We start from the raw sequence: 23,435 nt of genomic DNA on the forward strand, positions 1-23,435 counted from the left end.
ATCCCGATTCTTCAGTGAGATAGGTAATATTTAAACGCGTCGGTCTGCGGCGCGGCAAAGCAGCCCGCATCCCCTTGCTCAACAATGTGACCATTTTCCATGTACACCACGCGGCTGGCGGTTTTACGCGCCACTTCCACTTCGTGGGTCACGATAACTTGCGTGATGCCGGTTTCCGACAGTTCACGAATGATGCTGACGATTTGCGCCGTGATTTCTGGATCGAGCGCGGCGGTAGGTTCATCAAACAGCAATACTTGCGGTTCCATCATCAGCGCGCGGGCGATAGCGACACGTTGCTGCTGTCCGCCGGATAAATGCAGCGGAAAACGATCGCTATAAGGTTTGAGGCGTAAACGCTCCAGCAGTTTTTCCGCGCGCGCCAGCGCCTGATCTTTGCTTAAACCGAGCACGCGGCACGGCGCTTCAATCAGGTTTTGCAGCACGGTCAGATGCGGCCAGAGATTATATTGCTGAAATACCATGCCCACGTTCTGGCGCAATTCGCGAATCGCTTTATCAGACGGGGTTTTGGCAAAATCGAAGTGATTGCCTGCAATGCTTAACTGGCCGGAACGCGGCATTTCGAGCAGGTTGAGTACGCGCAACAGCGAACTTTTACCCGCACCGCTTGGGCCGAGCAGCACCAGTGTTTCCCCTTGCGGGCAATCCAGTGTGATATCGAACAGCGCCTGGTGTGCGCCATAAAAGCAATTGATGCTGTTTAATTTAATACTCATCGAAGCAGTCTGATAGCAATTGAGGCCGCAAATAGTAACGTTGACAGAATAGTTATGCAATATTTGTGCGTTAAAACTTAAAAATAAACCAACTTCATACATAAAGTTAGCACAAAATACCGAGCGGTGCGGGAACCAGGCATAAATGTCGGCATTCACCGCGGAATGCCAGACATTTTACGGGGGTTATCGATTAGAGCATGAAATAATTACCGATGTTCAACCGACTGACGTAGCGTTCCGGCGGGCGCATGCACCGTACCGCCGAGATAGCGCACATCGTCTACTGCCCAGCACTGGCCTTCGCGGATTATCAGCACTTCATCCCGCCAGCTTTGGTCACCTTTGGTGAGCGTGACGCGCAGTGGAATATTCCGTGCATCGGTATTCGGAATGGTCGATGCGCTGGCGACGTCAGCTTTTTCTGGCGTGACATTGCGGCTGGAGAACGGATCCGCTTTTAAAAGCGTGGCATTGCGCGAATCACGGCTGGCGGCGGTGAGCATTTTGCTTAGATCATCGCTCAGATAGGGGCGCAGCGCAGTCCAGTCGTTACCGGGGTGCGCGATGCGGTAGTCATAAAATTGCTGTGCTACGGAATCCGGACCGCCTTCCACACACGGGCCAACGCGCGCGCCCGTATCCTTAAATGCAGGCGTTACCGTGGTGCAGGCGCTTAACAGCAGCGCGCATGGCAAGGCGAGAGTCAAAACTGAATAGCGCATATTGATTTCCTTATTTCTCTTCAGAAGTCACGACCTTTCAAGAATAGTGTATTGATCTGATAATGTGTGGTGTAACGCATTGAACGCTAAAAGGAGAAACCGATGCAGTTTTCAACCACACCGACGCTGGAAGGGCAACCGATTGTCGAGTACTGCGGGGTCGTTACCGGGGAAGCGATTCTTGGGGCGAATATTTTTCGTGACTTCTTTGCCGGCATCCGCGATATCGTTGGCGGCCGCTCCGGTGCTTATGAGAAAGAGCTGCGCAAGGCGCGCGATATCGCATTTCGCGAACTCGGTGAGCAGGCTAAAGCACTGGGTGCGAACGCGGTGGTCGGCATTGATGTTGATTACGAAACGGTAGGCAAAGAGGGCAGTATGCTGATGGTGTGTGTCAGCGGTACGGCGGTGAAAACGCGGGCATGAAAAAGATTGTGTTCCTGTTACTGGCGCTGTTACTCGCGGGTTGCGCCAGTGAAAAAGGCATTCTTGATAAAAACGGTTATCAGCTTGATACCCGGCGGCAGGCGCAGGCGGCGTATCCGCGTATTAAAGTGTTGGTTATTCACTACACCGCCGATGATTTTGACGTGTCGCTGGCAACGCTTACGGATAAGCAGGTGAGTGCGCATTACCTGATCCCGGCAGATCCACCGCTTCATCACGGCAAACCGCGGATCTGGCAACTGGTTCCGGAGCAGGAGTTAGCCTGGCACGCAGGGGTGAGTTTCTGGCGCGGCGCGACGCGCATCAACGATACCTCCATCGGCATTGAGCTGGAAAATCGCGGCTGGCAACGTACCTCTGGCGGAAAACAATTCGCACCTTTTGCGCCCGCGCAAATTAATGCATTGATTCCTCTGGTAAAAGATATAGTCTCACGCTACAACATTGCGCCGCAGAATGTCGTCGCGCATGCGGATATCGCGCCGCAGCGTAAAGACGACCCTGGCCCGTTGTTCCCGTGGCAAACGTTGTTTGCTCAGGGAATTGGCGCCTGGCCGGATGCGCAGCGTGTGGCGTTTTATCTGAATGGACGCGCCGCGCATGAGCCGGTTGATACCGCCTCGCTGCTGGATCTCCTGGCGCGTTATGGCTATGAGGTGAAACCGCAAATGACACCCGCCGAGCAAAAAAGGGTGATCATGGCGTTTCAGATGCATTTTCGCCCCGGTCTCTGGAACGGTATCGCGGATGCTGAAAGCCAGGCGATTGCCGAGGCATTACTGGAAAAATATGGCCAGGCGGGTTAATTCCCACTGTTTTTTATGACGAGGTCAATGGAGATGAGGTTTCGCATCCTGTCAGGCGCGCTACTGATGGCGGCTTTTTCTGCCCATGCCGCGCCAAACCCGGTGACGGTGTTCAGCTGTGCTTACTGGGATAAGTCCACGGATAACGTGGAAAAACTCGATAAGTGCGTTGAAGTAAAAGACGGCAAGCTCAAATTCCTGCCTGCGTTGTTTGCGAAAACCCGCGACGTCGAGGGGATGTCGTGGGTCGGTCTGTATGACTATATGCGCGCCGCCGGGTTGATGGATGCCGATTACTATGTGCGCTCGCCGGAGAGCTACCTTTCCGTTGTGCACTTTGATAATGGGCCGGACTGGTTTGTTGAAGGGCTGGTGCGCTCGCGCCAGAACGGCAAAGTGGGCTACTGGGACGACAATTTCCGCAACCGCATCGCGCCGCAATTCGATTACGGCTGGCAGTTTAAAGAAGGCAGAGCGCTGGTGTGTAACGGTTGCAAACCGCAAAAGGATGGCGAGCATACCGCGCTGGTCGGCGGGGAGTGGTTCTATATCGACAAAAGCGGGCAGAAAATTTCTGACGTCAAATCCGGCCCGTTTTAAATCATTCAGCGGTGCAGTTTGCCGTGGTCTTTTAACCAGTACGCCGTCTGTTTGATGCCTTCATCCAGTGTCACTATCGGCGTATAGCCCAGTTCCTGCTGGGCGCGGCTGATATCCAGCGTAAAATCAAAATTGAGCTTCGACACGCCATAATGGGTGAAGGCAGGCTCTTTGGCGCGTTTATCGCCGAAATGCTCCATGCTGCGCGCCACCATATCCAGCATCGCGTATGGCACCGAGCGAATACGGCAGTGAATACCCAGCTCATCAATTAATGTCTGCACGATGCTGCGCAGCGAGCGCGGCTCGCCGTTGGTAATGTTATACGCCCGCCCGGAAGGTAACTTATCGCACTGCGGCTGGCTGGCGAGCCACATCGCATGCACCGCGTTTTCGTAATAGGTCATATCTACCAGCGCTTCGCCACCGCGCGGCAGCAACACGCTGCGGTAGTGGTGCATCATCTGCGCCAGACGTGGAATAAAGACTTTATCGTGCGGACCAAACAGGCTTTGCGGACGCAAAATGGTGAAACGGGTGTTGGGATTCGCCTGCGCCAGCAGATCGATCACCTGTTCCCCGGCCGCTTTGCTGCGGGCAAATTCGTTGGCGAAACGCGCCGGGCGAAAGTCTTCACTGATTTCGCGATGGTGGTGATAGTCAAAATAGAGCGAAGGGGAGGAGATATGAATAAAGTTGCGTACGCCCCAGGCGACGGCCCACTCACCGAGACGGCGAGTCGCGCGCACGTTTGCCAGGTCAAACGCTTCCTGCGTGCCCCACGGCGACGTGAAGCTTGAGCAGTGCCACAGCGTGTCGATCCCGGCAAGCATGACTTTAGCCTGAGAGGAGACCAGCTCGGTCAGATCGGCGTGCACAAATTCAGCGCCCATTTTACTGAGTAACTTGCCCATGGCTTCGTTACGACCAGTGGCCCTGACGCTAATTCCTTTTTGCCGTAAATACTCGACCGCGTTTCGGCCTAAACCGCTGGTTGCGCCCGTGACCAGTACTTTCATATCGATCCATTGTGTTGAAAAGGCTTTATCGCGGGCATTCTTCCGTGAATTACGCTCTGATGCAATGGGATGACGAAAAGAAAAGCGGTTAAGCTCAGACTTTTTCTCTATTTTGTTCTGCAATATGGGCAATGCGCTGCGCCATGCCGCGAAAAATAAACAGGTGTGCCGGGAACATCAATAACCAGTACCACAGCCCCGGCATACCGTGCGGATGCCACCATGCGCGGACATCCAGCAGCCGGTGATCGCCTTTATCGGTCAGCGTAAAGCTAAGCCGCCCAAGCCCCGGCGCCTTCATACCAAACAGCAGCGCCAGTTGCTGCTCTGGCTCAACGATGATCACTTTCCAGCTGTCTACCGCGTCGGCAGTCTGTAAAAATGCACGCTCTGGCCGCCCGCGTGGCAGTTTGTGGCCTATTAAACGATCCAGCGCCGCGCGAGTTTGCCACAGCAGGTTGCCAAAAAAGTAGCGCTCTTTGCCACCGATGCGGTTAACCACTTCCCACAATGCGCTCAGACTGGCAGCGGTTTTCACGGTGTAACCCGCTTGTTTCGGGTAGTAACCATATTGCGGACGCCAGCGGGAAAACGCCTGCGGGTCGTAACCCCAGTCGCTGGAGTTGACCAGCTTTTCCTCCTCCTGCAGGGTGCGGCGCACCGCGTCATCAAACGGGATCAGCGTCTGTGGGATCAGGCGGCGCAAGTCGGTATCATCTGCCAGCAAATCATGCTTTAAGCCCTGAATTAATGCTTTGGCGATGGTCGGCGGCACAGACGTGATGAGGTGTAAAAACCAGACAGAAATCAGCCGGGTGGGGAGGGGAATTGGGATCAACGGGCGATGAACGCCGCTTACGCGCATAAAGTGATCGAACTGCTGTTGATAGCTCAGCACTTCCGGCCCGGCGGCCTCAAACACCCGGTGTTCTTGCGTGGGGTGCTGAAGCAGTTCGACCAGATAATGCAGTAAATTTTCCAGCGCAATCGGCGTGGTGCGCGAGCGCACCCAGCGCGGCGGCGTTAACACCGGCAGGTTAAACACCATGTCACGCATTACTTCGAAGGCGGCGGAACCGGCACCAACGATGATACCCGCGCGTAATTCGGTAACGGGAATGCCTGCCGCGCGCAGCAGATCGCCGGTGTATTGCCGGGCCAGTAGGTGGTCGGAATGGGTTGCGCCCTTCGCCTGTAATGAACTGAGAAAGATAAGCTGCTTGACCGACGAACCCTGCAGCGCATCGCGCACATTCAACGCGATTTGCCGCTCGTGGGCGACAAAATCGCCGCCTTCGCCCATGCTGTGCACCAGATAATAGAGCGTATCGACATCAGTTAATAACGCGGGCAACTCCTGCGGCCACCAGAGATCAACGCGATGGCAACTGACGCCCGGCAGTTGTTGCTTTTGCAGGCGAGTTAAGTTTCTCGCGACCGCTTTTATCTGATGACCTTGCTGGCTGAGCGCTTCGACCAGCCGTTGTCCAATATAGCCGCTGGCACCAAGCACCAGGATCCGCTGCGCCACATCCCGCTCCTTAGCGCTGTAAAAAGGCCTGCCAGTGGCGAACCACCTCAGCCAGTTGCTCACGGTCGACATCCAGATGCGTGACCAGCCGCACCACTGACGAGGCATTAATCAACACGCCGCGCTCACGCAGATACGCGCCCAGCGCTTGTGCGTTATCGCCCACACGGATAAACAGCATATTAGTGTCGTGGCGCATAACATCGGCACCGATCGCTTTCAGTTGCGCGGCCAGCCACGCGGCATTTTCATGATCTTCTTTCAGCCGCGCGACATTGTTTTGTAATGCATACAGTCCCGCTGCCGCCAGAATCCCGGCCTGACGCATGCCACCGCCGGTCATTTTGCGCCAGCGATTAGCGCGGGTGATATACGCTTTATCGCCCACCAGCAGGGAGCCTACTGGCGTGCCGAGACCTTTCGACAGGCAAATAGTGAACGAGTCGCAAAATTGGGCGATCTCTTTCAGTTCGCAGCCATATTCCACCAGCGCGTTGAAGATGCGCGCACCATCGACATGCAGCGATAAGCCGCGTTCGCGGGTAAATTCCCACGCTTGTCGCAGGTATTCGCGCGGCAATACTTTGCCGTTGTGGGTGTTTTCGAGGCTCAGCAGCTTGGTGCGGGCGAAGTGAATGTCGTCGGCTTTGATTTTCGCCGCGACTTTATCCAGCGGCAGCGTACCATCGGCGGCGGCATCGATCGGTTGTGGCTGGATGCTGCCAAGCACCGCTGCGCCGCCTGCTTCGTAGAGATAGTTATGTGCGCCCTGGCCGACAATATACTCTTCACCGCGTTCGCAGTGGCTGAGCAGGGCGACCAGGTTGGCCTGGGTACCGGTAGGCAAAAACAGCGCCGCCTCTTTACCGCTGAGTGTGGCGGCGTAACGTTGCAGTTCATTGACCGTCGGGTCATCACCGTAAACGTCGTCCCCGACCGGGGCGGCCATCATCTGTTCCAGCATGGCGCGGCTCGGGCGGGTTACGGTATCACTGCGTAAATCGATCACGGCATTTCCTTATCTTACGATGGGTAATGCCCTCTGTTTTACCTGAGCCAGTTGGTTTTCGCCAGTTCGATCACCTCATCGCCGCGCCCGCTGATGATGGCGCGCATCATGTAGAGGCTAAAGCCTTTTGCCTGTTCCAGCTTGATTTGCGGCGGGATCGCCAGCTCTTCTTTCGCCACGGTGACATCCACCAGCACCGGGCCATCGATAGAGAATGCGCGTTGCAGCGCGTCGTCAACATCGGCCGATTTTTCCACGCGAATACCGGTAATGCCGCAGGCCTCGGCGATACGCGCAAAGTTGGTATCCTGCAGCTCTGTGCCATCCGTCAGGTAGCCGCCCGCTTTCATCTCCATCGCCACAAAACCGAGCACGCTGTTATTAAAAACGATAATTTTCAGCGGCAGTTTCATCTGTACCACCGACAGGAAATCGCCCATAAGCATGCTAAAACCACCGTCGCCACACAGCGCAACCACTTGCCGTTGCGGGAATGTGGCCTGAGCGCCCAGCGCTTGTGGCATGGCATTTGCCATCGAACCGTGGTTAAAGGAGCCAATCAGGCGGCGTTTGCCATTCATTTTCAGGTAACGCGCAGCCCAGACGGTTGGCGTACCGACATCACAGGTGAAAATGGCATCATCGTCAGCGAAGTGGCTAATCTGCTGCGCCAGATACTGGGGATGGATCGCTTTATCGCTCGGTTTTGCTAAATCATCCAGCCCTTTACGTGCCTGGCGATAGTCTTCCAGCGCTTTGTCGAGGAATTTGCGGTCGGTTTTTTCCTCCAGCAACGGTAGCAGGGCGGCAAGGGTGGCTTTGATATCGCCTACCAGCGCCATGTCTACCTTGCTGTGCGCGCCGATACTCGCCGGATTGATGTCGATCTGGATGATTTTCGCATCGGTGGGGTAAAACGCGCGGTAAGGGAATTGTGTACCGAGCAGCACCAGCGTGTCGGCATTCATCATGGTATGGAAACCCGACGAGAAGCCAATTAAGCCGGTCATACCCACGTCAAAGGGGTTGTCGTACTCCACATGTTCTTTGCCGCGCATGGCGTGGACAATCGGCGCCTTCAGCTTACCGGCAAACGCCAGTAACTCTTTATGCGCCCCGGCGCAGCCGCTGCCGCACATCAGCGCAATATTCGTGGAATAGCGCAGCAGTTGCGCCAGCTTGTGCAGTTCCTGTTCAGCAGGAGTGACAACCGGTTGCGGTGCGCTATACCAGTGGCTGCTGGCGCTTTCCGGCGCAGGTTTCAGCGCGACATCGCCCGGCAGTACCACCACCGACACGCCTTTGTTGAGAATGGCTTTGCGCATGGCAATCGCCAGTACCTGCGGGATCTGTTCCGGGTTAGACACCAGTTCGCAGTAGTGGCTGCATTCGCGAAACAGCTCCTGCGGATGCGTTTCCTGGAAATAGCCGCTGCCGATCTCGCTGGACGGGATATGTGCGGCAATCGCCAGCACCGGAACATGGTTGCGATGGCAGTCGAACAAGCCGTTAATCAAATGCAGGTTGCCTGGCCCGCACGAACCCGCGCAGACGGCCAGCTCGCCGGTCAGTTGTGCTTCTGCGCCTGCGGCAAACGCGGCGACTTCCTCATGACGGGTCGGCATCCAGTCGATGGTGCCCATGCGGTTCAGGCTGTCACTTAAGCCGTTAAGGGAATCGCCGGTGACTCCCCAAATGCGTTTTACGCCTGCCTGTTCCAGCGTTTTGGCGATATACGCGGCCACTGTCTGTTTCATCTACGACGCTCCTTTTTGTGATCTTGCTTACAAGCTTAGACAATGAATGCGTCACAAAGGAGATTTGCGATGACCTTTTATAAAACAGGGGTTTATTTTTGTTACAGAACGGAATAGTCTGACACAGGTCGATGAAAACAGGAATCATTTCAAATGGTTAAATCATTGTTAAACTCAGTTAATAATATGTTTTCGCATGAAGATTTTGGCCGTCTGCTGCTGCGTTTGATGGTTGGCGGGCTGATGCTATTCCACGGGCTGCATAAATTAATCGGCGGTATTGATGGGATTGCAGGGATGCTGGCGGCGAAGGGGCTGCCTGGTTTTATCGCTTATGGTGTGCTGATTGGCGAAGTGCTGTGCCCGATCCTGATTATCCTCGGCGTACTGACGCGTCCTGCTGCGCTGGTGCTGGCATTCACCATGATTGTGGCCTGGCTGCTGGTTGGCGTGGGTAAAACCGGATCGCTGGATGCGACTGGCGCATGGGCGATTGAGAGCATGGTGTATTACTTTATTGCGGCGCTGGTGATTGCGTTTATCGGTGCGGGTCGTTACTCCGTCGCACCAGCCTGGAAGTAAACGGTTTAAGGAAAAAGCGCCCTTCAGATGAGGGGCGCTTTTTTATTGCGGGTTATGCCAGCACTAAATCGCCCTGCGGGTGGCAGGAGCAGGCCAGTACGAAGCCATCGGCAATCTCTTGTTCCGTTAGCGTCATGGTACTGCTGACGGTGTATTCCCCGGAAACCACCTGCGTTTTACAGCAACCGCAGACACCGGCGCGGCAGGCGGCATTAACCGGCATTTTATTGCTTTCCAGCGCATCCAGCAGTGTGCTACCCACCGGCGCGTAGAAAGTTTTCATCGGCGAGAGTTTGCTGAATTTCAGTCCACTGGTCGCGGCTTCAGCCACTGGCGTAAAGAATTTCTCTTTAAAGAAACGCGTCACGCCAAGCGCTTTGGCTTCGCTTTCAACCCAATCCATATACGGCGCCGGGCCGCAGGTCATTACCGTACGCGCTGCCAGTTCCGGTACCTGGCTCAGTAACTCGCGGCTCAGACGGCCAGAGGCAAAGCCTGCCGTGGCGTTATTTTCAGCCACCAGCGTGACCGGGTAATCGCGCCATTCATCGGCGAAAATCACGTCTTGCGGCGAGCGCACATTGAAGATCACCTGTACGTCAGCATGCGGACGGTAATGCGCCAGCCAGCGGCGCATTGACATAATTGGCGTCACGCCGCACCCTGCCGCCAGCAGCAACAGCTTATCGTTCGGTTCGTTATCGCAGGTGAATTCCCCCTGCGCATCGGAAAGCCACAGATAATCGCCGCGTTTTACCTCCCGTGTCAGCCACTGAGAACCTGCGCCATCATCAATACGGCGTACGGTCAGCGTAATGTATTCGCTAACGCCCGGCGTTGAAGAGAGGGTATAGGCCCGCAGCGTATCCGCGCTGTTGCGGATACTCACCAGCGCATATTGCCCGGCGCGATACGGGTAGTAATCGTGGCACAACAGCGACAGTGTCCAGACATCCGGCGTTTCCTGCTGGATATGGTGAACCTGCATACGCCACGGGCATTGAGGGGTTGGCATGGTCATGGTTAGCTCCTTACGCGCTCAGCAACTGCTGCATATCCTGTTCCACGGTCGTGACCTGGCGCAGGCCGAATTTCTCATTCAGCACCGCCAGCAGGTCAGGCGTCAGGAAGCCTGGTGCCGTCGGCCCGGTGACAATATTCGTCACACCCAGCGAGAGCAGAGTCAGCAGAATGACAATCGCTTTTTGTTCGAACCAGGAGAGCACCAGCGACAGCGGCAGATCGTTAACGCCGCAGCCCAGTTTTTCCGCCAGCGTCACCGCCAGGATGATGGCTGAGTAAGCGTCGTTACACTGACCCGCATCAATCAGGCGCGGCAGGCCTTCAATGTTGCCAAAGTCGAGTTTGTTGAAGCGGTATTTACCGCAGGCCAGCGTCAGGATCAGGCAGTCATCCGGCACTTGGGTGGCGAAATCAGTGAAGTAGCTGCGTTCACCGCGCGCGCCGTCACAGCCGCCAACGAGGAAAACGTGACGCAGTTTTTCGCGGCTCACCAAATCGATCAGGGAATCCACCGCGCCAAGCAGCGTCTGGCGACCAAAACCGACGGTGATCAGGTGTTCGATTTCGCTGAACGGGAAGCCGGACATCTGCTGCGCCTGGCGGATCACCGGTGCGAAATCGTCACCTTCGAGATGGTTAACACCCGGCCAGCCGACGATGCTGCGTGTCCAGATACGGTCGTCATAAGAACCAACGGTCGGATCGATAATGCAGTTGGACGTCATCACAATCGGGCCAGGGAAGCGGGCGAATTCCACCTGCTGATTCTGCCAGCCGCTACCGTAGTTACCCACCAGATGTTTGAATTTGCGCAGTTCCGGATAGCCGTGCGCGGGCAGCATTTCACCGTGGGTATAGACGTTTACGCCGGTGCCTTCGGTTTGTTGCAGCAAGTTGTAGAGATCTTTCAGGTCGTGACCGGAAATCAGGATACATTTACCGGCAACGGCTTTGACGTTGACCTGAGTAGGCGTCGGGTGGCCATAAGTGCTGGTTTCACCGGCGTCCAGGATGCTCATCACGCTGAAGTTCATCTGGCCGATTTCCATTGAACATTCAAGCAGGGCATTCATATCGGCAGGCCAGGTGCCCAGCCATGCCATGATGTTGTGGTAACGGGCGTAGATATCGTTGTCGTACTGGCCGAGTACATGGGCGTGTTCCATATAAGCCGCCGCACCTTTCAGGCCATACAGACAGAGCAGGCGCAGGCCAAGGATGTTTTCACCAATCGCCGCTTTGTCTTTGTTCGGCGTGAACTCCGCCGCCTGGCGCTGTAAAGCGCCGAGATCATCGCTGACCAGTTGCAGGTCGGCCATCGGATTATCGACGTGGGCATGCGGATCGATAGCGAGGCAGCGGGCTTTCAGCGCTTCACGTTTGGCAATCGCCTCGCGCGCGTAGCCGACAATGCGCACGGAATCGAAGTTAACGTTAGTGAGGGTAGAGAAGAAGGCGCGCGGCGCGAAGTTATCGATCTCATGATCAATCAGATCGTACTCACGTGCTTTGCTGGCCCAGGCGGAGAGCCCTTGTAACGCGGCAATCAAGAGATCCTGCAGGTCGGAGGTTTCAGCGGTTTTACCGCACATCCCCTGCGCGTATGCACAGCCGTTGCCCGCCGGAGTTCGGATGGTTTGTTCACATTGCACACAAAACATGGTCACACCTTTATGTTAAAGTTATATTTGAAATGCATGTTTAAGATTATGCTGCCGTTGGGAGGCTTAAAAGCGATTTTGTCGGCAATTTAAGGGGATATTGATTTAGCGCAAGTTTGGCGGCAGGCATCTACCGCCAATGCGGTATCAGGCAGAGAAAAAGGCCATTAATAGCGGCACAAGCAAGCTGAGAATAAAACCATGCACAATGGCGGCGGGCACCAGTTCCAGGCCACCGGAGCGCTGAAGTACCGGCAGGGTGAAATCCATCGATGTCGCGCCCGATAACCCGAGCGCGGTTGAACGGCTGCGACGTACCAGACCTGGGATCAGCATGATGGCAATCAACTCGCGCGCCAGATCGTTAAAGAAGGCGGCGCTGCCGATCACCGGGCCGAACGACTCAGTAAGCAGAATGCCCGACAAAGAATACCAGCCAAATCCTGATGCCATGGCAAGACCCGTTTTCAGCGGCAGGCCGAGGATCAGCGCATTAATCACACCGCCAATCAGTGAACTGCCAGCAACCACCACGGCAATAATCATTCCGCGGCGGTTGAGGACAATCTGTTTCAACGTCATCCCGCTGTTACGCAACTGGATACCCACCAGTAGCAACAGGAAGATCAGTGTATATTCGCTGGCTTCCGTGGCATAGCGCAAAAACGCCAGCCCGGAAAGCCCAATGGCGAAACCGATGACCACCACACCGCACAGACGCAGGGACTCCAGCGCCATCGCAATACGCGAAGGCAATTTTTCTTGCTGGTGCTGGTGATGCCACGGCAGTGTGCGCTCCAGCCACAGCAGTGCCGCGGCGTTACACAGCAGGATCACCACCACGCTGACCGCTGAATAATGCAATATCGCCAGTAAGTTCGCGCTGAGATTATCGAGAAAGGCGAGGCTTATCCCCATAAAAAAGAGGATCAGATAGACAATCCAGCTGAGTAATTTATTGATAAGTTTGAGCGCAGCAGTGTGACGCAGGGGAATCAGATAACCGATGACCAACGGCAAAAGAATAATTAACAGTCCTGAAAGCATGAAGCGCCCGAATCCTTGCAAAGTGAAAACACCGGGGAACACACTACCCAAAGGTGGAAAATGAGTAAAGCTGCAAAAAATAAGAAAGATTATGCAAAAGACCCGGTAAAAAACCGGGTCTTTATATTACGTGCGTTTTTCCAGTAGCGTACGGTAAATAACGCCACCGAGGAGGCCGCCGATAATCGGCATCACCCAGAACAACCATAACTGCTCTAACGCCCAGCCGCCCTGGAAAATTGCCACGGCGGTGCTGCGCACCGGATTGACGGAGGTGTTGGTGACCGGGATGCTAATCAAATGGATTAAGGTCAGCGCCAGGCCAATGGCGACAGGTGCAAAACCGACAGGTGCATTTTTATCTGTCGCTCCGTGAATCACCAGCAAGAAACCGCAGCTCAGGACAATCTCAATAATAATGGCGGAATACATTGTGTAATGTCCTGGTGAATGTTCTCCGTAGCCGTTGGAGGCGAAACCGCTGGTCGCGGCATCGAAACCGCTTTTACCACTGGCAATTAAATAGAGCACGGCTGCGGCAATAATGCCGCCAACCAATTGCGCGAGAATATATCCCACCACCTCTTTTGCCGGAAAACGGCCGCCGGCCCACAGGCCGAGTGTGACTGCCGGATTAAAATGACCGCCGGAAATATGCCCGACGGCAAATGCCATGGTCATGACCGTTAAACCGAACGCCAGCGCCACCCCGGCAAAACCAATGCCGGTTTGTGGAAATGTCGCTGCCAGCACTGCGCTGCCGCAGCCGCCAAATACCAGCCAGAATGTGCCAAAGCACTCCGCCGCTAATTTTCTAAACATAGCCACCTCGATAAAAACAGAAACGGACCCAGGCCCGCCGTGTGTCAGACATCAATGGATGCGTGAATAAAAGCGTGCGTATTGTAGGGAGTAGCAAAATAAAATAACCAGTTATAAAAACCAATAAATTGATTTCAAATAGATAATTCATCGTAAGTTATTGCTTTGAACTGGTGTTAAGTTTTTACTTAATTCAATAAATAAGAAATATATGCTATTTAATATCGTGGTTCGTTTTTTAAATATTACAACGATGGAGCCACTGCATATATTTCAATGAAATATTGCACTTAGCGCGTGTTCTGCCGCTTTTCGTCCCGCTATACTCCTTCAAGAATAGACGGAAAAGCCCAGAGATGCCGGAGGAAGAATGATTCTGGAGCGTGTGGAAATTGTCGGCTTTCGTGGCATTAATCGTTTATCGCTGATGCTTGAGCAGAACAACGTGTTAATTGGGGAAAACGCCTGGGGTAAATCAAGCTTGTTGGACGCGTTAACCCTGCTGCTGTCACCGGAAACGGATCTCTACCATTTTGTTCGCGATGATTTTTGGTTCCCGCCGGGGGATCTGCAAGGGCGGGAACATCATCTGCATATTATTCTGACGTTCCGCGAATCCGAACCCGGGCGCTACCGCACGCGGCGTTATCGCCCGCTGGCAGAGTGTTGGGTTGCCGGTAATGATGGTTATCGCCGCCTGTTCTACCGGCATGAAGGCGAGCTTTCCGATGATGGCAGCGTAATGACGCTACGCGGTTTTCTGGATGCGCAAGGGAATTTGCTGCCGCTGGCGGACATTGATGAAAGTGCCCGCCATCTGGTGCGGCTGATGCCGGTACTGCGGCTGCGTGACGCGCGCTTTATGCGCCGTATCCGTAACGGCAGTGTGCCGGAGACGCCGTTGCTGGAAAACACGGCGCGTCAGCTTGATTTCCTCTCTCGCGAATTAATCTCCCGCCCGCAAAATTTAACCGACGGACAGATACGTCATGGTTTATCGGCGATGGTGCAATTGTTGGAGCACTATTTTTCTGAGCAGGGCAGTGGCGCTTCACACCAGCGCTTGATGCGCCGCCGCTCTCATGACGAGCAACGCAGCTGGCGCTATCTCGATATTATTAACCGCATGATCGATAAACCCGGCGGGCGGATGTACCGGGTGATCCTGCTGGGGTTTTTCGCCACGCTGTTGCAGGCGAAAGGTTCTGTTCATCTCGACCGTGATGCGCGACCGCTATTGCTGGTGGAAGATCCGGAAACGCGGCTGCATCCGATCATGCTCTCTGTGGCCTGGCAGTTGTTGAACTTGCTACCGCTACAAAAGATCACTACCACCAACTCAGGTGAGTTGTTGTCATTAACGCCCGTTGAACATGTTTGCCGCCTGGTGCGCGAGTCTTCGCGTGTGGCGGCCTGGCGTCTGGGCCCTGGAGGTTTAAGTGCCGAAGATGGGCGGCGCATTGCGTTTCATATTCGCGTTAACCGACCTTCTTCACTGTTTGCCCGTTGCTGGTTGCTGGTGGAAGGGGAGACGGAGAACTGGGTTATCAATGAACTGGCGCGCCAGTGCGGCCATCATTTCGATGCTGAAGGGGTAAAAATTATCGAATTTGCCCAGTCAGGCTTAAAGCCGCTGATCAAGTTTGCGCGCCGCATGGGCATTGAATGGCATGTACTGGTGGATGGTGACGAAGCCGGGAAGAAGTATGCCGCCACCGTGCGAAGCCTGCTTGATAACGACAGAGATCAGACGCGCGAGCATCTGACGGAACTGCCGGCGCTGGATATGGAGCATTTTATGTACCGCGAAGGGTTCGCCGATGTCTATCAGCGCGTCGCGCAGATACCGGAAAATGTGTCGATGAATATGCGGCGTGTGATTATCAAAGCGATTCACCGTTCGTCAAAACCGGATCTGGCGATTGAGGTGGCACTGGAAGCGGGCAAGCGCGGCGTGGAGTCGGTGCCGCATCTGTTTCGTAAAATGTTTTCCCGCGTGCTGTGGCTGGCGCGCGGGCGGGCAGATTAGTTCTGGCAGTGAGCGGCAGTCTGCGCCTGCAGGCTGTCGAGCAGCTCGTAGCGTCGGCGATACTCAGAACGCTTTTTGCTGGCGATCTCTTCCATCGGTTTGCGTGGCATCACCAGCGGCAGCACGAAGTCGCCGTGCTGGTCAGCAACGGCGCCCAGCGATTCCCAGAAGCTGTTGTAATCGGCATGCAGCAGCCCCTGTTTTTTCTTGCGGTAACGTGCGGTGTGGTAGATATGCGTTTCATTGCTGACGGCGCGGATCGCTTCCACTTGCAGAAATTGCGCCATCGTCATGGCCGTTTCCACCAGCAGACGTTTCGGGAACAGCCCGTGACACGCTTTGGTCGCTACCTGAATTGCCTCATGTGGAACATGCGCTTTCGCCCCCTGCAGCCCACCAATATAGAGCGTGCTTTTGCCGGCGAACTGGCACAGCGCAAAAGTCAGTTCCGCGAGGACGGTGTCCTGCGCATCGCAGAACACCAGTGTCGCTTCGCCCTCTTTATCCAGCATGAAATCAGAACGCAACCGCAGCGAATAGGCCTGCTCATCTTTACCGGTCAACACAGCCAGCGTGAGGCCGGATTTGCTGAGATAACTATTGATAAGTGACGCGGGCAATAGGTGAATCATGTTTTCATAGTGCCAGCAAATAGCTTGCGCCGTTTGCGTGCGGTTCATATTGATTGACAGCCAGGGGCGGTGTAACCGGCACGGCAGCCCGGGCTGAACGTGCAGCATCTGCGCCAGGAGAGGTTGCTGAACCAGGCGGGCCAGATAGCTGGCAGTGCTGACCGGCGTGGTCAATGAGCGCAGCAGAAATTTACGACGATAAGCCGGATTTTGCCAGGCGCGGCCTGGCATGAGTTCACCGGAAATTAAACAACGAAAGAGTTGCCAGGCGGTTTTCGGGAGCGGCTGTTCGTCGGAATGGGAAAGATCGGCAATGGTGGACATGGTGCAATCCGGAGGTAACAAGAATGAGCCAATTTCAGCACAATCAAACTCAACGGCAGCTAAATGAAAGATGGAGAAAATAAGAATTTTCTGTTTCGTTGATATTTTGTTTAGTTAAAAATGATTTGATAAACCGCAGGTCCGATTATTTGGGATTTTTATGAAACTGAAGGGAAAACGCAGGACGGTAATGATTGTGCTGGCAGTAGTGGTTTTACTGGCGGCGTTTTGGTTATGGGACAAGCTCAATGCTCCGGTTGTTCAGTATCAGACGCTGATTGTGCGACCCGGTGAGTTACAACAAAGCGTGCTGGCGACCGGGAAACTGGATGCGCTCCGTAAGGTGGATGTGGGTGCCCAGGTGAATGGTCAGTTAAAAACGCTGTCGGTGAATATCGGCGATAAAGTAAAAAAAGATCAGCTTTTAGGCGTGATAGATCCTGAACAGGCAGAAAACCAAATTAAAGAAGTTGATGCCACGTTGATGGAACTGCGGGCGCAGCGACGCCAGGCGCAGGCTGAGCTTAAACTGGCGCAAGTCACCTTCGCGCGCCAGCAACAACTGGTAAAAAGCAATTTGATCTCTCGCCAGGATCTGGACACCTCGGCGACGGATGTGGCAGTAAAAGAAGCGCAAATCGGCACCATTGATGCCCAGATCAAACGTAACCAGGCCACGCTGGATACCGCGAAAACCAATCTTGATTACACTCGCATTCTTGCGCCGATGGCCGGTGAAGTGACGCAAATTACCACCCTGCAGGGCCAGACGGTGATTGCCGTACAGCAAGCGCCGAATATTCTGACGCTCGCCGATATGAGTACCATGCTGGTGAAAGCGCAGGTTTCCGAAGCGGATGTCATCCACCTCAAGCCGGGGCAGAAAGCGTGGTTCACCGTGCTTGGCGATCCGGGAACACGCTATGAAGGCGAGCTGAAAGATATTCTGCCGACACCGGAAAAGGTCAACGACGCGATTTTTTACTATGCGCGTTTTGAAGTGCCAAACCCGGAGGGCGTGCTGCGTCTTGATATGACCGCGCAGGTGCATATTCAGCTGACCGGGCTGAAAAATGTGATCACGATCCCTCTGGCGGCGCTTGGCGAGCCGGTGGGGGACAACCGTTACAAAGTGAAGGTGCTGCGCAATGGTGAAACCCGCGAGCGCGAGGTGACGCTGGGCGCACGGAATGATACGGAAGTGGTGGTGACGAAAGGCCTGGATGCGGGTGAAGAAGTGGTGATTGGCGAGAAAAGCGGAGCGGCGCAATGACCGCCTTGCTGGATCTGAATAACATCCGCCGCAGTTATCCGTCCGGTGACGGACAGGTTGAGGTATTGAAAGGCATCACGCTGCGCATTAATGCCGGTGAAATGGTAGCGATTGTGGGGGCATCCGGCTCCGGTAAATCCACGCTGATGAACATTCTGGGCTGCCTGGACAAACCCACCAGCGGCACTTACCGGGTGGCGGGAACGGATGTGTCGTTACTTAGCAGCGATCAACTTGCGCAGCTACGCCGCGAACATTTCGGTTTTATCTTTCAGCGTTATCATCTGCTTTCCCATTTGACAGCGGCGCAGAACGTCGAAGTCCCGGCTGTGTATGCGGGGACCGAACGTAAAGCAAGGCTGGAGCGCGCAAAAGCATTGCTGACCCGCTTAGGGTTGGGGGAGCGGGCTGATTATCAGCCGTCGCAGCTTTCCGGCGGTCAGCAACAGCGCGTGAGTATTGCCCGCGCGTTGATGAACGGCGGCCAGGTGATTCTGGCCGATGAACCGACCGGCGCACTCGACAGCCACTCTGGCGAAGAGGTGATGGCAATCCTGCATCAGCTTCGCGATCGCGGGCATACGGTCATTATCGTGACTCACGATCCGCAGGTGGCCGCGCAGGCAGAGCGGGTGATTGAAATTCGTGATGGCGAGATAATCAGTAACCCGCCAGCCAAAACGGACGCCGCCGCGCCCGCGAATCACGATGCGGTCATCACGCACGCCGGAGGCTGGCGGCAGTTCGTCAGCCGTTTTCAGGAAGCGCTGACCATGGCCTGGCGCGCCATGGCGGCCAACAAAATGCGCACCTTGCTGACCATGCTCGGCATCATTATCGGTATTGCGTCGGTAGTCTCGATTGTGGTGGTCGGCGACGCGGCTAAACAGCTGGTGCTGGCGGATATTCGCTCAATAGGTACCAACACTATTGATGTCTATCCCGGCAAAGATTTTGGTGACGACGAGCCGCAATACCAGCAGGCGCTGAAATATGACGATTTGCAGGCGATCCAAAAACAGCCCTGGGTTAAATCAGCCACACCTGCCGTTTCACAAAACCTGCGTTTGCGCTACGGCAATATTGATGTGGCGGCGAGCGCCAATGGCGTAAGCGGGCAATATTTTAATGTGTATGGCATGACGTTCAGCGAAGGCGCTTCGTTTAATGACGAGCAACTGAAAGGCCGGGCGCAGGTGGTGGTGCTCGACAGCAACACCCGCCGTCAGTTATTCCCCAACAAAGCCAGCGTTGTCGGTGAGGTGATCCTGGTTGGCAACATGCCCGCGACGGTAATTGGCGTGGCAGAGGAGAAGCAGACGATGTTTGGCAGCAGCAAAATTCTGCGCGTCTGGCTGCCGTACAGCACTATCTCGGGGCGAATTATGGGGCAGTCCTGGCTAAACTCCATTACGGTACGAGTAAATGAGGGGTACAGCAGTGAGCAGGCTGAACAGCAGCTCACGCGGTTGCTCAGCTTGCGCCACGGTAAGAAAGATTTCTTCGTCTGGAATATGGACGGGGTCTTGAAAACGGCGGAAAAGACCACACGTACTCTTCAGCTGTTTTTGACGCTGGTGGCGGTCATTTCGTTGCTGGTTGGCGGTATCGGCGTGATGAATATCATGCTGGTGTCGGTCACCGAGCGGACTCGAGAGATTGGCATCAGAATGGCAGTTGGTGCCCGGGCTGGCGATGTCTTGTCGCAGTTTCTGATTGAGGCGGTGTTTGTTTGCCTTGTCGGTGGCGCGCTCGGCGTCACGCTATCCATGCTGATTGCCTTTACTTTGCAACTCTTTTTACCGGGCTGGGAGATTGGTTTTTCGCCAGTGGCGCTGTTAACGGCGTTTTTATGTTCGACGTTTACTGGTGTGCTGTTCGGCTGGTTACCTGCGCGCAATGCCGCGCGGCTCGACCCGGTGGATGCGCTGGCTCGCGAGTAATAAAAATGCCAGCCGATTGGGCTGGCATTTTGACTGCGGCGTGTACACAATGTGATAACAGGCTTCAGGCCATGGCTTCCACTTCTACGGGCACGATGACGCTGGCGTGATTGCCTTTTGGGCCCTGGTGTACATCAAACCGGACAGTCTGCCCGGCCTTTAACGTTCTGTAACCATCCATTTGAATGGTGGAGTAATGCGCGAAGATATCTTCGCCGCCGCCTTCAGGGCAGATAAAACCAAACCCTTTGGCATTGTTGAACCACTTAACAGTACCCGTTTCCATGCTTCGACATCCTTCGTAAATCTTATTTAAGTAAGATGGAATGAACCGGTGGTAGAGCAAGCGGGCTGTTCAAAACCTCGCCAACTCTCGACTGTACAATTTAGATAATTCGTATAACGCGTCAAGCGTTTGGCAGGGGTTCTGGGAGGCGGCGCATCAAAATTTTGAAGCAGTTAACGCTATTACGAAGGAATGTGACAGCCGTCGCGAATGACAACGATAGATGATTGTTATCTGTCATCTGATGTAGATTGAAAATACATCTAGACTCATGTAATCGGCCGATTAAACGCGGCCGGAAACTGTAACCTAAGATGAAACGCTAACGATGGGTAAGAGCAATAGCTGGCTGGATTTCGACCAATTGGCGGAAGATAAACTGCGCGACGCGCTGAAACCGCCATCCATGTATAAAGTTATGTTAATGAACGATGATTACACGCCGATGGAATTTGTTATTGACGTGCTACAAAAGTTCTTTTCTTATGATGTAGAACGTGCAACGCAACTGATGCTTACGGTTCACTATCACGGCAGGGCCATTTGTGGTGTTTTCACCGCCGAGGTTGCCGAGACGAAAGTCGCAATGGTGAACAAGTACGCCAGGGAGAACGAGCATCCGTTGCTGTGTACGCTGGAAAGAGCCTGAATGCAGGCATGAAACTTGGGGGAGGTGCCTATGCTCAATCAAGAACTGGAACTCAGTTTAAACATGGCTTTCGCCAGAGCGCGCGAGCACCGACATGAGTTTATGACCGTCGAGCACTTGTTACTGGCGTTGCTCAGTAACCCATCTGCCCGCGAAGCGCTGGAAGCGTGTTCAGTGGATCTGGTGGCGCTGCGGCAGGAACTCGAAGCCTTCATCGAACAAACCACACCCGTTCTACCCATGAGCGAAGAGGAGCGCGACACACAACCGACGCTCAGCTTCCAGCGTGTTCTTCAGCGCGCGGTGTTTCACGTTCAGTCATCCGGGCGCAGCGAAGTGTCCGGCGCGAACGTGCTGGTTGCCATTTTTAGCGAGCAGGAGTCGCAAGCGGCTTATCTGCTGCGCAAACATGAAGTAAGCCGCCTTGACGTGGTGAACTTTATCTCTCATGGCACGCGTAAAGACGAGCCAGGCCCATCATCTGACGCCACTGGCAGCAGCAGTAGCGGGCAGGTGAACAGCGAAGAGCAGGCAGGAGGGGAGGAACGTATGGAAAACTTCACCACCAACCTTAATCAGCTTGCTCGTGTGGGAGGAATCGACCCGCTGATTGGCCGTGGTAAAGAGCTTGAGCGTGCGATTCAGGTTCTGTGCCGCCGTCGTAAAAATAACCCGTTGCTGGTGGGTGAGTCCGGCGTAGGTAAAACCGCCATCGCCGAAGGGCTGGCGTGGCGTATTGTGCAGGGTGACGTGCCAGAAGTTATGGCAGATTGCACAATTTATTCGCTGGATATCGGTTCCTTGCTGGCCGGTACCAAATACCGTGGCGATTTCGAAAAACGTTTTAAGGCGCTGCTGAAACAACTTGAGCAGGACAATAACAGCATTCTGTTTATCGATGAGATCCATACCATCATCGGTGCGGGCGCTGCGTCTGGTGGGCAAGTGGATGCCGCAAACCTGATCAAACCGCTGCTTTCCAGCGGTAAAATCCGCGTCATGGGTTCCACTACTTATCAGGAATTCAGCAATATCTTTGAAAAAGATCGCGCTCTGGCGCGTCGCTTCCAGAAAATTGATATCACCGAGCCGTCCGTTGAGGAAACGGTGCAGATTATCAATGGCCTGAAACCGAAATACGAAGCGCACCACGATGTACGTTATACCGCGAAAGCGGTGCGTGCGGCGGTAGAACTGGCGGTGAAATACATCAATGATCGCCATCTGCCGGATAAAGCGATTGATGTTATCGACGAAGCGGGTGCGCGTGCGCGTCTGATGCCGGTAAGCAAGCGTAAGAAAACCGTTAACGTGGCGGATATCGAATCGGTGGTGGCCCGTATCGCACGTATTCCTGAGAAGAGCGTTTCTCAGAGTGACCGCGACACGCTGAAAAATCTTGGCGATCGTCTGAAAATGCTGGTTTTCGGCCAGGATAAAGCCATTGAGGCATTAACCGAAGCCATCAAAATGAGCCGTGCAGGGCTGGGTCAAGACCATAAACCGGTCGGTTCCTTCCTGTTTGCTGGCCCGACCGGCGTGGGTAAAACCGAGGTGACAGTGCAGCTGTCGAAAGCGCTGGGTATTGAGCTGCTGCGTTTTGATATGTCCGAGTATATGGAACGTCATACTGTCAGTCGTTTGATTGGTGCACCTCCGGGTTATGTGGGCTTTGATCAGGGCGGTTTGTTGACCGACGCGGTGATCAAACATCCGCACGCGGTGCTGCTGCTTGATGAAATCGAAAAAGCGCATCCGGATGTCTTTAACCTGCTGTTGCAGGTGATGGACAACGGAACGCTGACCGATAACAACGGGCGCAAAGCGGATTTCCGCAACGTGGTGCTGGTCATGACCACCAACGCCGGGGTGCGTGAAACCGAGCGTAAATCCATTGGTCTTATCCACCAGGATAACAGCACCGATGCGATGGAAGAGATCAAAAAGATCTTTACGCCGGAGTTCCGCAACCGTCTGGACAACATTATCTGGTTCGATCACTTGTCTACTGAGGTGATCCATCAGGTGGTCGACAAATTTATTGTCGAGCTCCAGGTGCAGTTGGATCAGAAAGGCGTATCGCTGGAAGTCAGTCAGGAAGCTCGCGACTGGCTGGCAGAGAAAGGATACGACCGCGCAATGGGCGCTCGCCCGATGGCGCGTGTTATCCAGGACAACCTGAAAAAACCACTGGCCAACGAACTTCTGTTCGGTTCGCTGGTTGATGGTGGCCAGGTCACGGTAACGCTGAACAAAGAGAAAAATGAGCTGGAGTACGGCTTCCAGAGTGCGCAGAAGCACAAACCGGAAGCGGCACATTAATTTCAGCGGTTCATGTCTAAAAACCGGGCGATATCAGCCCGGTTTTTTTATGCCTGCGTTAAAGTCAGCCGAGAAAAAATGAGGAATAGCCAGTTTTTAATTGGTTGATAGAAAAGTTTTATTTAAATAAGGTTCGATGCAACTGTCTCAGTTCCGAGGGCTGTAATTGCGTTAATAAGCGTCAGTATCTCTATGAAAGAGACGTTCT

The 23,435-nt window shown here is 54.4% G+C and carries 21 protein-coding genes; 9 read left to right on the top strand and 12 right to left on the bottom strand.

Annotated features, from left to right (window positions below):
* Positions 1-11 precede the first annotated feature (11 nt).
* A complete protein-coding gene (gene artP, locus BN2591_RS12350) occupies positions 12-740 on the bottom strand; it encodes an arginine ABC transporter ATP-binding protein ArtP (RefSeq protein WP_020457200.1) in 729 nt (242 codons plus the stop codon).
* A 209-nt stretch (positions 741-949) separates the two neighbouring features.
* Positions 950-1,465 (bottom strand): lipoprotein, encoded by a 516-nt coding sequence (locus BN2591_RS12355; protein WP_086871849.1) that lies wholly within the window; start codon positions 1,463-1,465, stop codon positions 950-952.
* 102 nt (positions 1,466-1,567) lie between these two features.
* Here BN2591_RS12355 and BN2591_RS12360 point away from each other — a divergent pair, with 102 nt between their 5' ends.
* From BN2591_RS12360 to BN2591_RS12370, 3 genes are read left to right on the top strand one after another with little or no spacing between them, the layout of a single operon-like run.
* A complete protein-coding gene (locus BN2591_RS12360) occupies positions 1,568-1,891 on the top strand; it encodes a heavy metal-binding domain-containing protein (RefSeq protein ID WP_086871851.1) in 324 nt (107 codons plus the stop codon).
* Positions 1,888-2,718: an N-acetylmuramoyl-L-alanine amidase gene (locus BN2591_RS12365; RefSeq protein ID WP_086871853.1), complete on the top strand. Its 831-nt coding sequence runs from the start codon at positions 1,888-1,890 to the stop codon at positions 2,716-2,718. Before BN2591_RS12360 ends, BN2591_RS12365 begins: the two co-directional genes overlap by 4 nt.
* 33 nt (positions 2,719-2,751) lie before the next feature.
* Positions 2,752-3,318: a WG repeat-containing protein gene (locus tag BN2591_RS12370; RefSeq protein ID WP_228007822.1), complete on the top strand. Its 567-nt coding sequence runs from the start codon at positions 2,752-2,754 to the stop codon at positions 3,316-3,318.
* Between the two features lie 5 nt (positions 3,319-3,323).
* Here BN2591_RS12370 and BN2591_RS12375 read toward each other — a convergent pair whose 3' ends face one another.
* From BN2591_RS12375 to poxB, 4 genes are all read right to left on the bottom strand, one after another.
* Positions 3,324-4,337: an NAD-dependent epimerase/dehydratase family protein gene (locus BN2591_RS12375; protein WP_086871857.1), complete on the bottom strand. Its 1,014-nt coding sequence runs from the start codon at positions 4,335-4,337 to the stop codon at positions 3,324-3,326.
* A gap of 94 nt (positions 4,338-4,431) precedes the next feature.
* Complete coding sequence (locus BN2591_RS12380; RefSeq protein ID WP_086871859.1) at positions 4,432-5,868, bottom strand: SDR family oxidoreductase; 1,437 nt, start codon at positions 5,866-5,868, stop codon at positions 4,432-4,434.
* Between the two features lie 10 nt (positions 5,869-5,878).
* Entirely contained in the window at positions 5,879-6,877 is a 999-nt protein-coding gene (ltaE, locus tag BN2591_RS12385; RefSeq protein WP_086871861.1) for a low-specificity L-threonine aldolase, read from the bottom strand.
* 38 nt (positions 6,878-6,915) lie between these two features.
* The gene (gene poxB, locus BN2591_RS12390; protein ID WP_086871863.1) at positions 6,916-8,634 is read right to left on the bottom strand and encodes a ubiquinone-dependent pyruvate dehydrogenase; all 1,719 of its coding nucleotides are present in this window, start codon (positions 8,632-8,634) and stop codon (positions 6,916-6,918) included.
* Positions 8,635-8,787: 153 nt separating this feature from the next.
* On the opposite strand from poxB, the gene BN2591_RS12395 reads away from it, so the two are divergent.
* On the top strand, positions 8,788-9,216 hold the full coding sequence (locus BN2591_RS12395) for a DoxX family protein (protein WP_086871865.1): 429 nt from the start codon (positions 8,788-8,790) through the stop codon (positions 9,214-9,216).
* Positions 9,217-9,268: 52 nt separating this feature from the next.
* Here BN2591_RS12395 and hcr read toward each other — a convergent pair whose 3' ends face one another.
* The 4 genes from hcr to aqpZ all read right to left on the bottom strand — a co-directional run bounded on the left by hcr (position 9,269) and on the right by aqpZ (position 13,769).
* Positions 9,269-10,237, bottom strand: a complete 969-nt coding sequence (gene hcr, locus BN2591_RS12400) for an NADH oxidoreductase (protein WP_086871867.1) — start codon at positions 10,235-10,237, stop codon at positions 9,269-9,271.
* Between the two features lie 10 nt (positions 10,238-10,247).
* Positions 10,248-11,900 carry a hydroxylamine reductase gene (gene hcp / locus BN2591_RS12405; RefSeq protein WP_086871868.1) on the bottom strand — a complete coding sequence of 551 codons (1,653 nt, stop codon included), beginning with the start codon at positions 11,898-11,900 and terminating at the stop codon, positions 10,248-10,250.
* 147 nt (positions 11,901-12,047) lie between these two features.
* Entirely contained in the window at positions 12,048-12,947 is a 900-nt protein-coding gene (locus BN2591_RS12410; RefSeq protein WP_086871869.1) for a LysO family transporter, read from the bottom strand.
* Between the two features lie 126 nt (positions 12,948-13,073).
* The gene (gene aqpZ, locus BN2591_RS12415; protein WP_086871871.1) at positions 13,074-13,769 is read right to left on the bottom strand and encodes an aquaporin Z; all 696 of its coding nucleotides are present in this window, start codon (positions 13,767-13,769) and stop codon (positions 13,074-13,076) included.
* Positions 13,770-14,139: 370 nt separating this feature from the next.
* Here aqpZ and BN2591_RS12420 point away from each other — a divergent pair, with 370 nt between their 5' ends.
* Complete coding sequence (locus tag BN2591_RS12420; protein WP_086871873.1) at positions 14,140-15,798, top strand: ATP-dependent endonuclease; 1,659 nt, start codon at positions 14,140-14,142, stop codon at positions 15,796-15,798.
* Here BN2591_RS12420 and BN2591_RS12425 read toward each other — a convergent pair.
* The gene (locus BN2591_RS12425) at positions 15,795-16,754 is read right to left on the bottom strand and encodes a VirK/YbjX family protein (protein ID WP_086871875.1); all 960 of its coding nucleotides are present in this window, start codon (positions 16,752-16,754) and stop codon (positions 15,795-15,797) included. The two genes, BN2591_RS12420 and BN2591_RS12425, sit on opposite strands and share 4 nt — an antisense overlap.
* Before the next feature lie 160 nt (positions 16,755-16,914).
* Here BN2591_RS12425 and macA point away from each other — a divergent pair, with 160 nt between their 5' ends.
* Both macA and macB read left to right on the top strand, forming a co-directional pair.
* A complete protein-coding gene (gene macA, locus BN2591_RS12430) occupies positions 16,915-18,027 on the top strand; it encodes a macrolide transporter subunit MacA (protein ID WP_086871877.1) in 1,113 nt (370 codons plus the stop codon).
* Positions 18,024-19,970 (top strand): macrolide ABC transporter ATP-binding protein/permease MacB, encoded by a 1,947-nt coding sequence (gene macB / locus BN2591_RS12435; protein ID WP_086871879.1) that lies wholly within the window; start codon positions 18,024-18,026, stop codon positions 19,968-19,970. Before macA ends, macB begins: the two co-directional genes overlap by 4 nt.
* A gap of 64 nt (positions 19,971-20,034) precedes the next feature.
* Here macB and cspD read toward each other — a convergent pair whose 3' ends face one another.
* Positions 20,035-20,256 (bottom strand): cold shock-like protein CspD, encoded by a 222-nt coding sequence (cspD, locus tag BN2591_RS12440; protein ID WP_007374119.1) that lies wholly within the window; start codon positions 20,254-20,256, stop codon positions 20,035-20,037.
* 328 nt (positions 20,257-20,584) lie between these two features.
* Between cspD and clpS the strand changes: the two genes are divergently transcribed.
* Together clpS and clpA are read left to right on the top strand one after the other, a co-directional pair.
* Positions 20,585-20,905 carry an ATP-dependent Clp protease adapter ClpS gene (gene clpS / locus BN2591_RS12445; RefSeq protein WP_017456164.1) on the top strand — a complete coding sequence of 107 codons (321 nt, stop codon included), beginning with the start codon at positions 20,585-20,587 and terminating at the stop codon, positions 20,903-20,905.
* Positions 20,906-20,935: 30 nt separating this feature from the next.
* Entirely contained in the window at positions 20,936-23,227 is a 2,292-nt protein-coding gene (gene clpA / locus BN2591_RS12450) for an ATP-dependent Clp protease ATP-binding subunit ClpA (RefSeq protein WP_017456165.1), read from the top strand.
* Positions 23,228-23,435: the final 208 nt, after the last annotated feature.

Origin of the sequence: Kosakonia pseudosacchari (genome assembly GCF_900184035.1) — a bacterium.
In the GTDB taxonomy this organism is placed as follows: Bacteria; Pseudomonadota; Gammaproteobacteria; order Enterobacterales; family Enterobacteriaceae; genus Kosakonia; species Kosakonia pseudosacchari.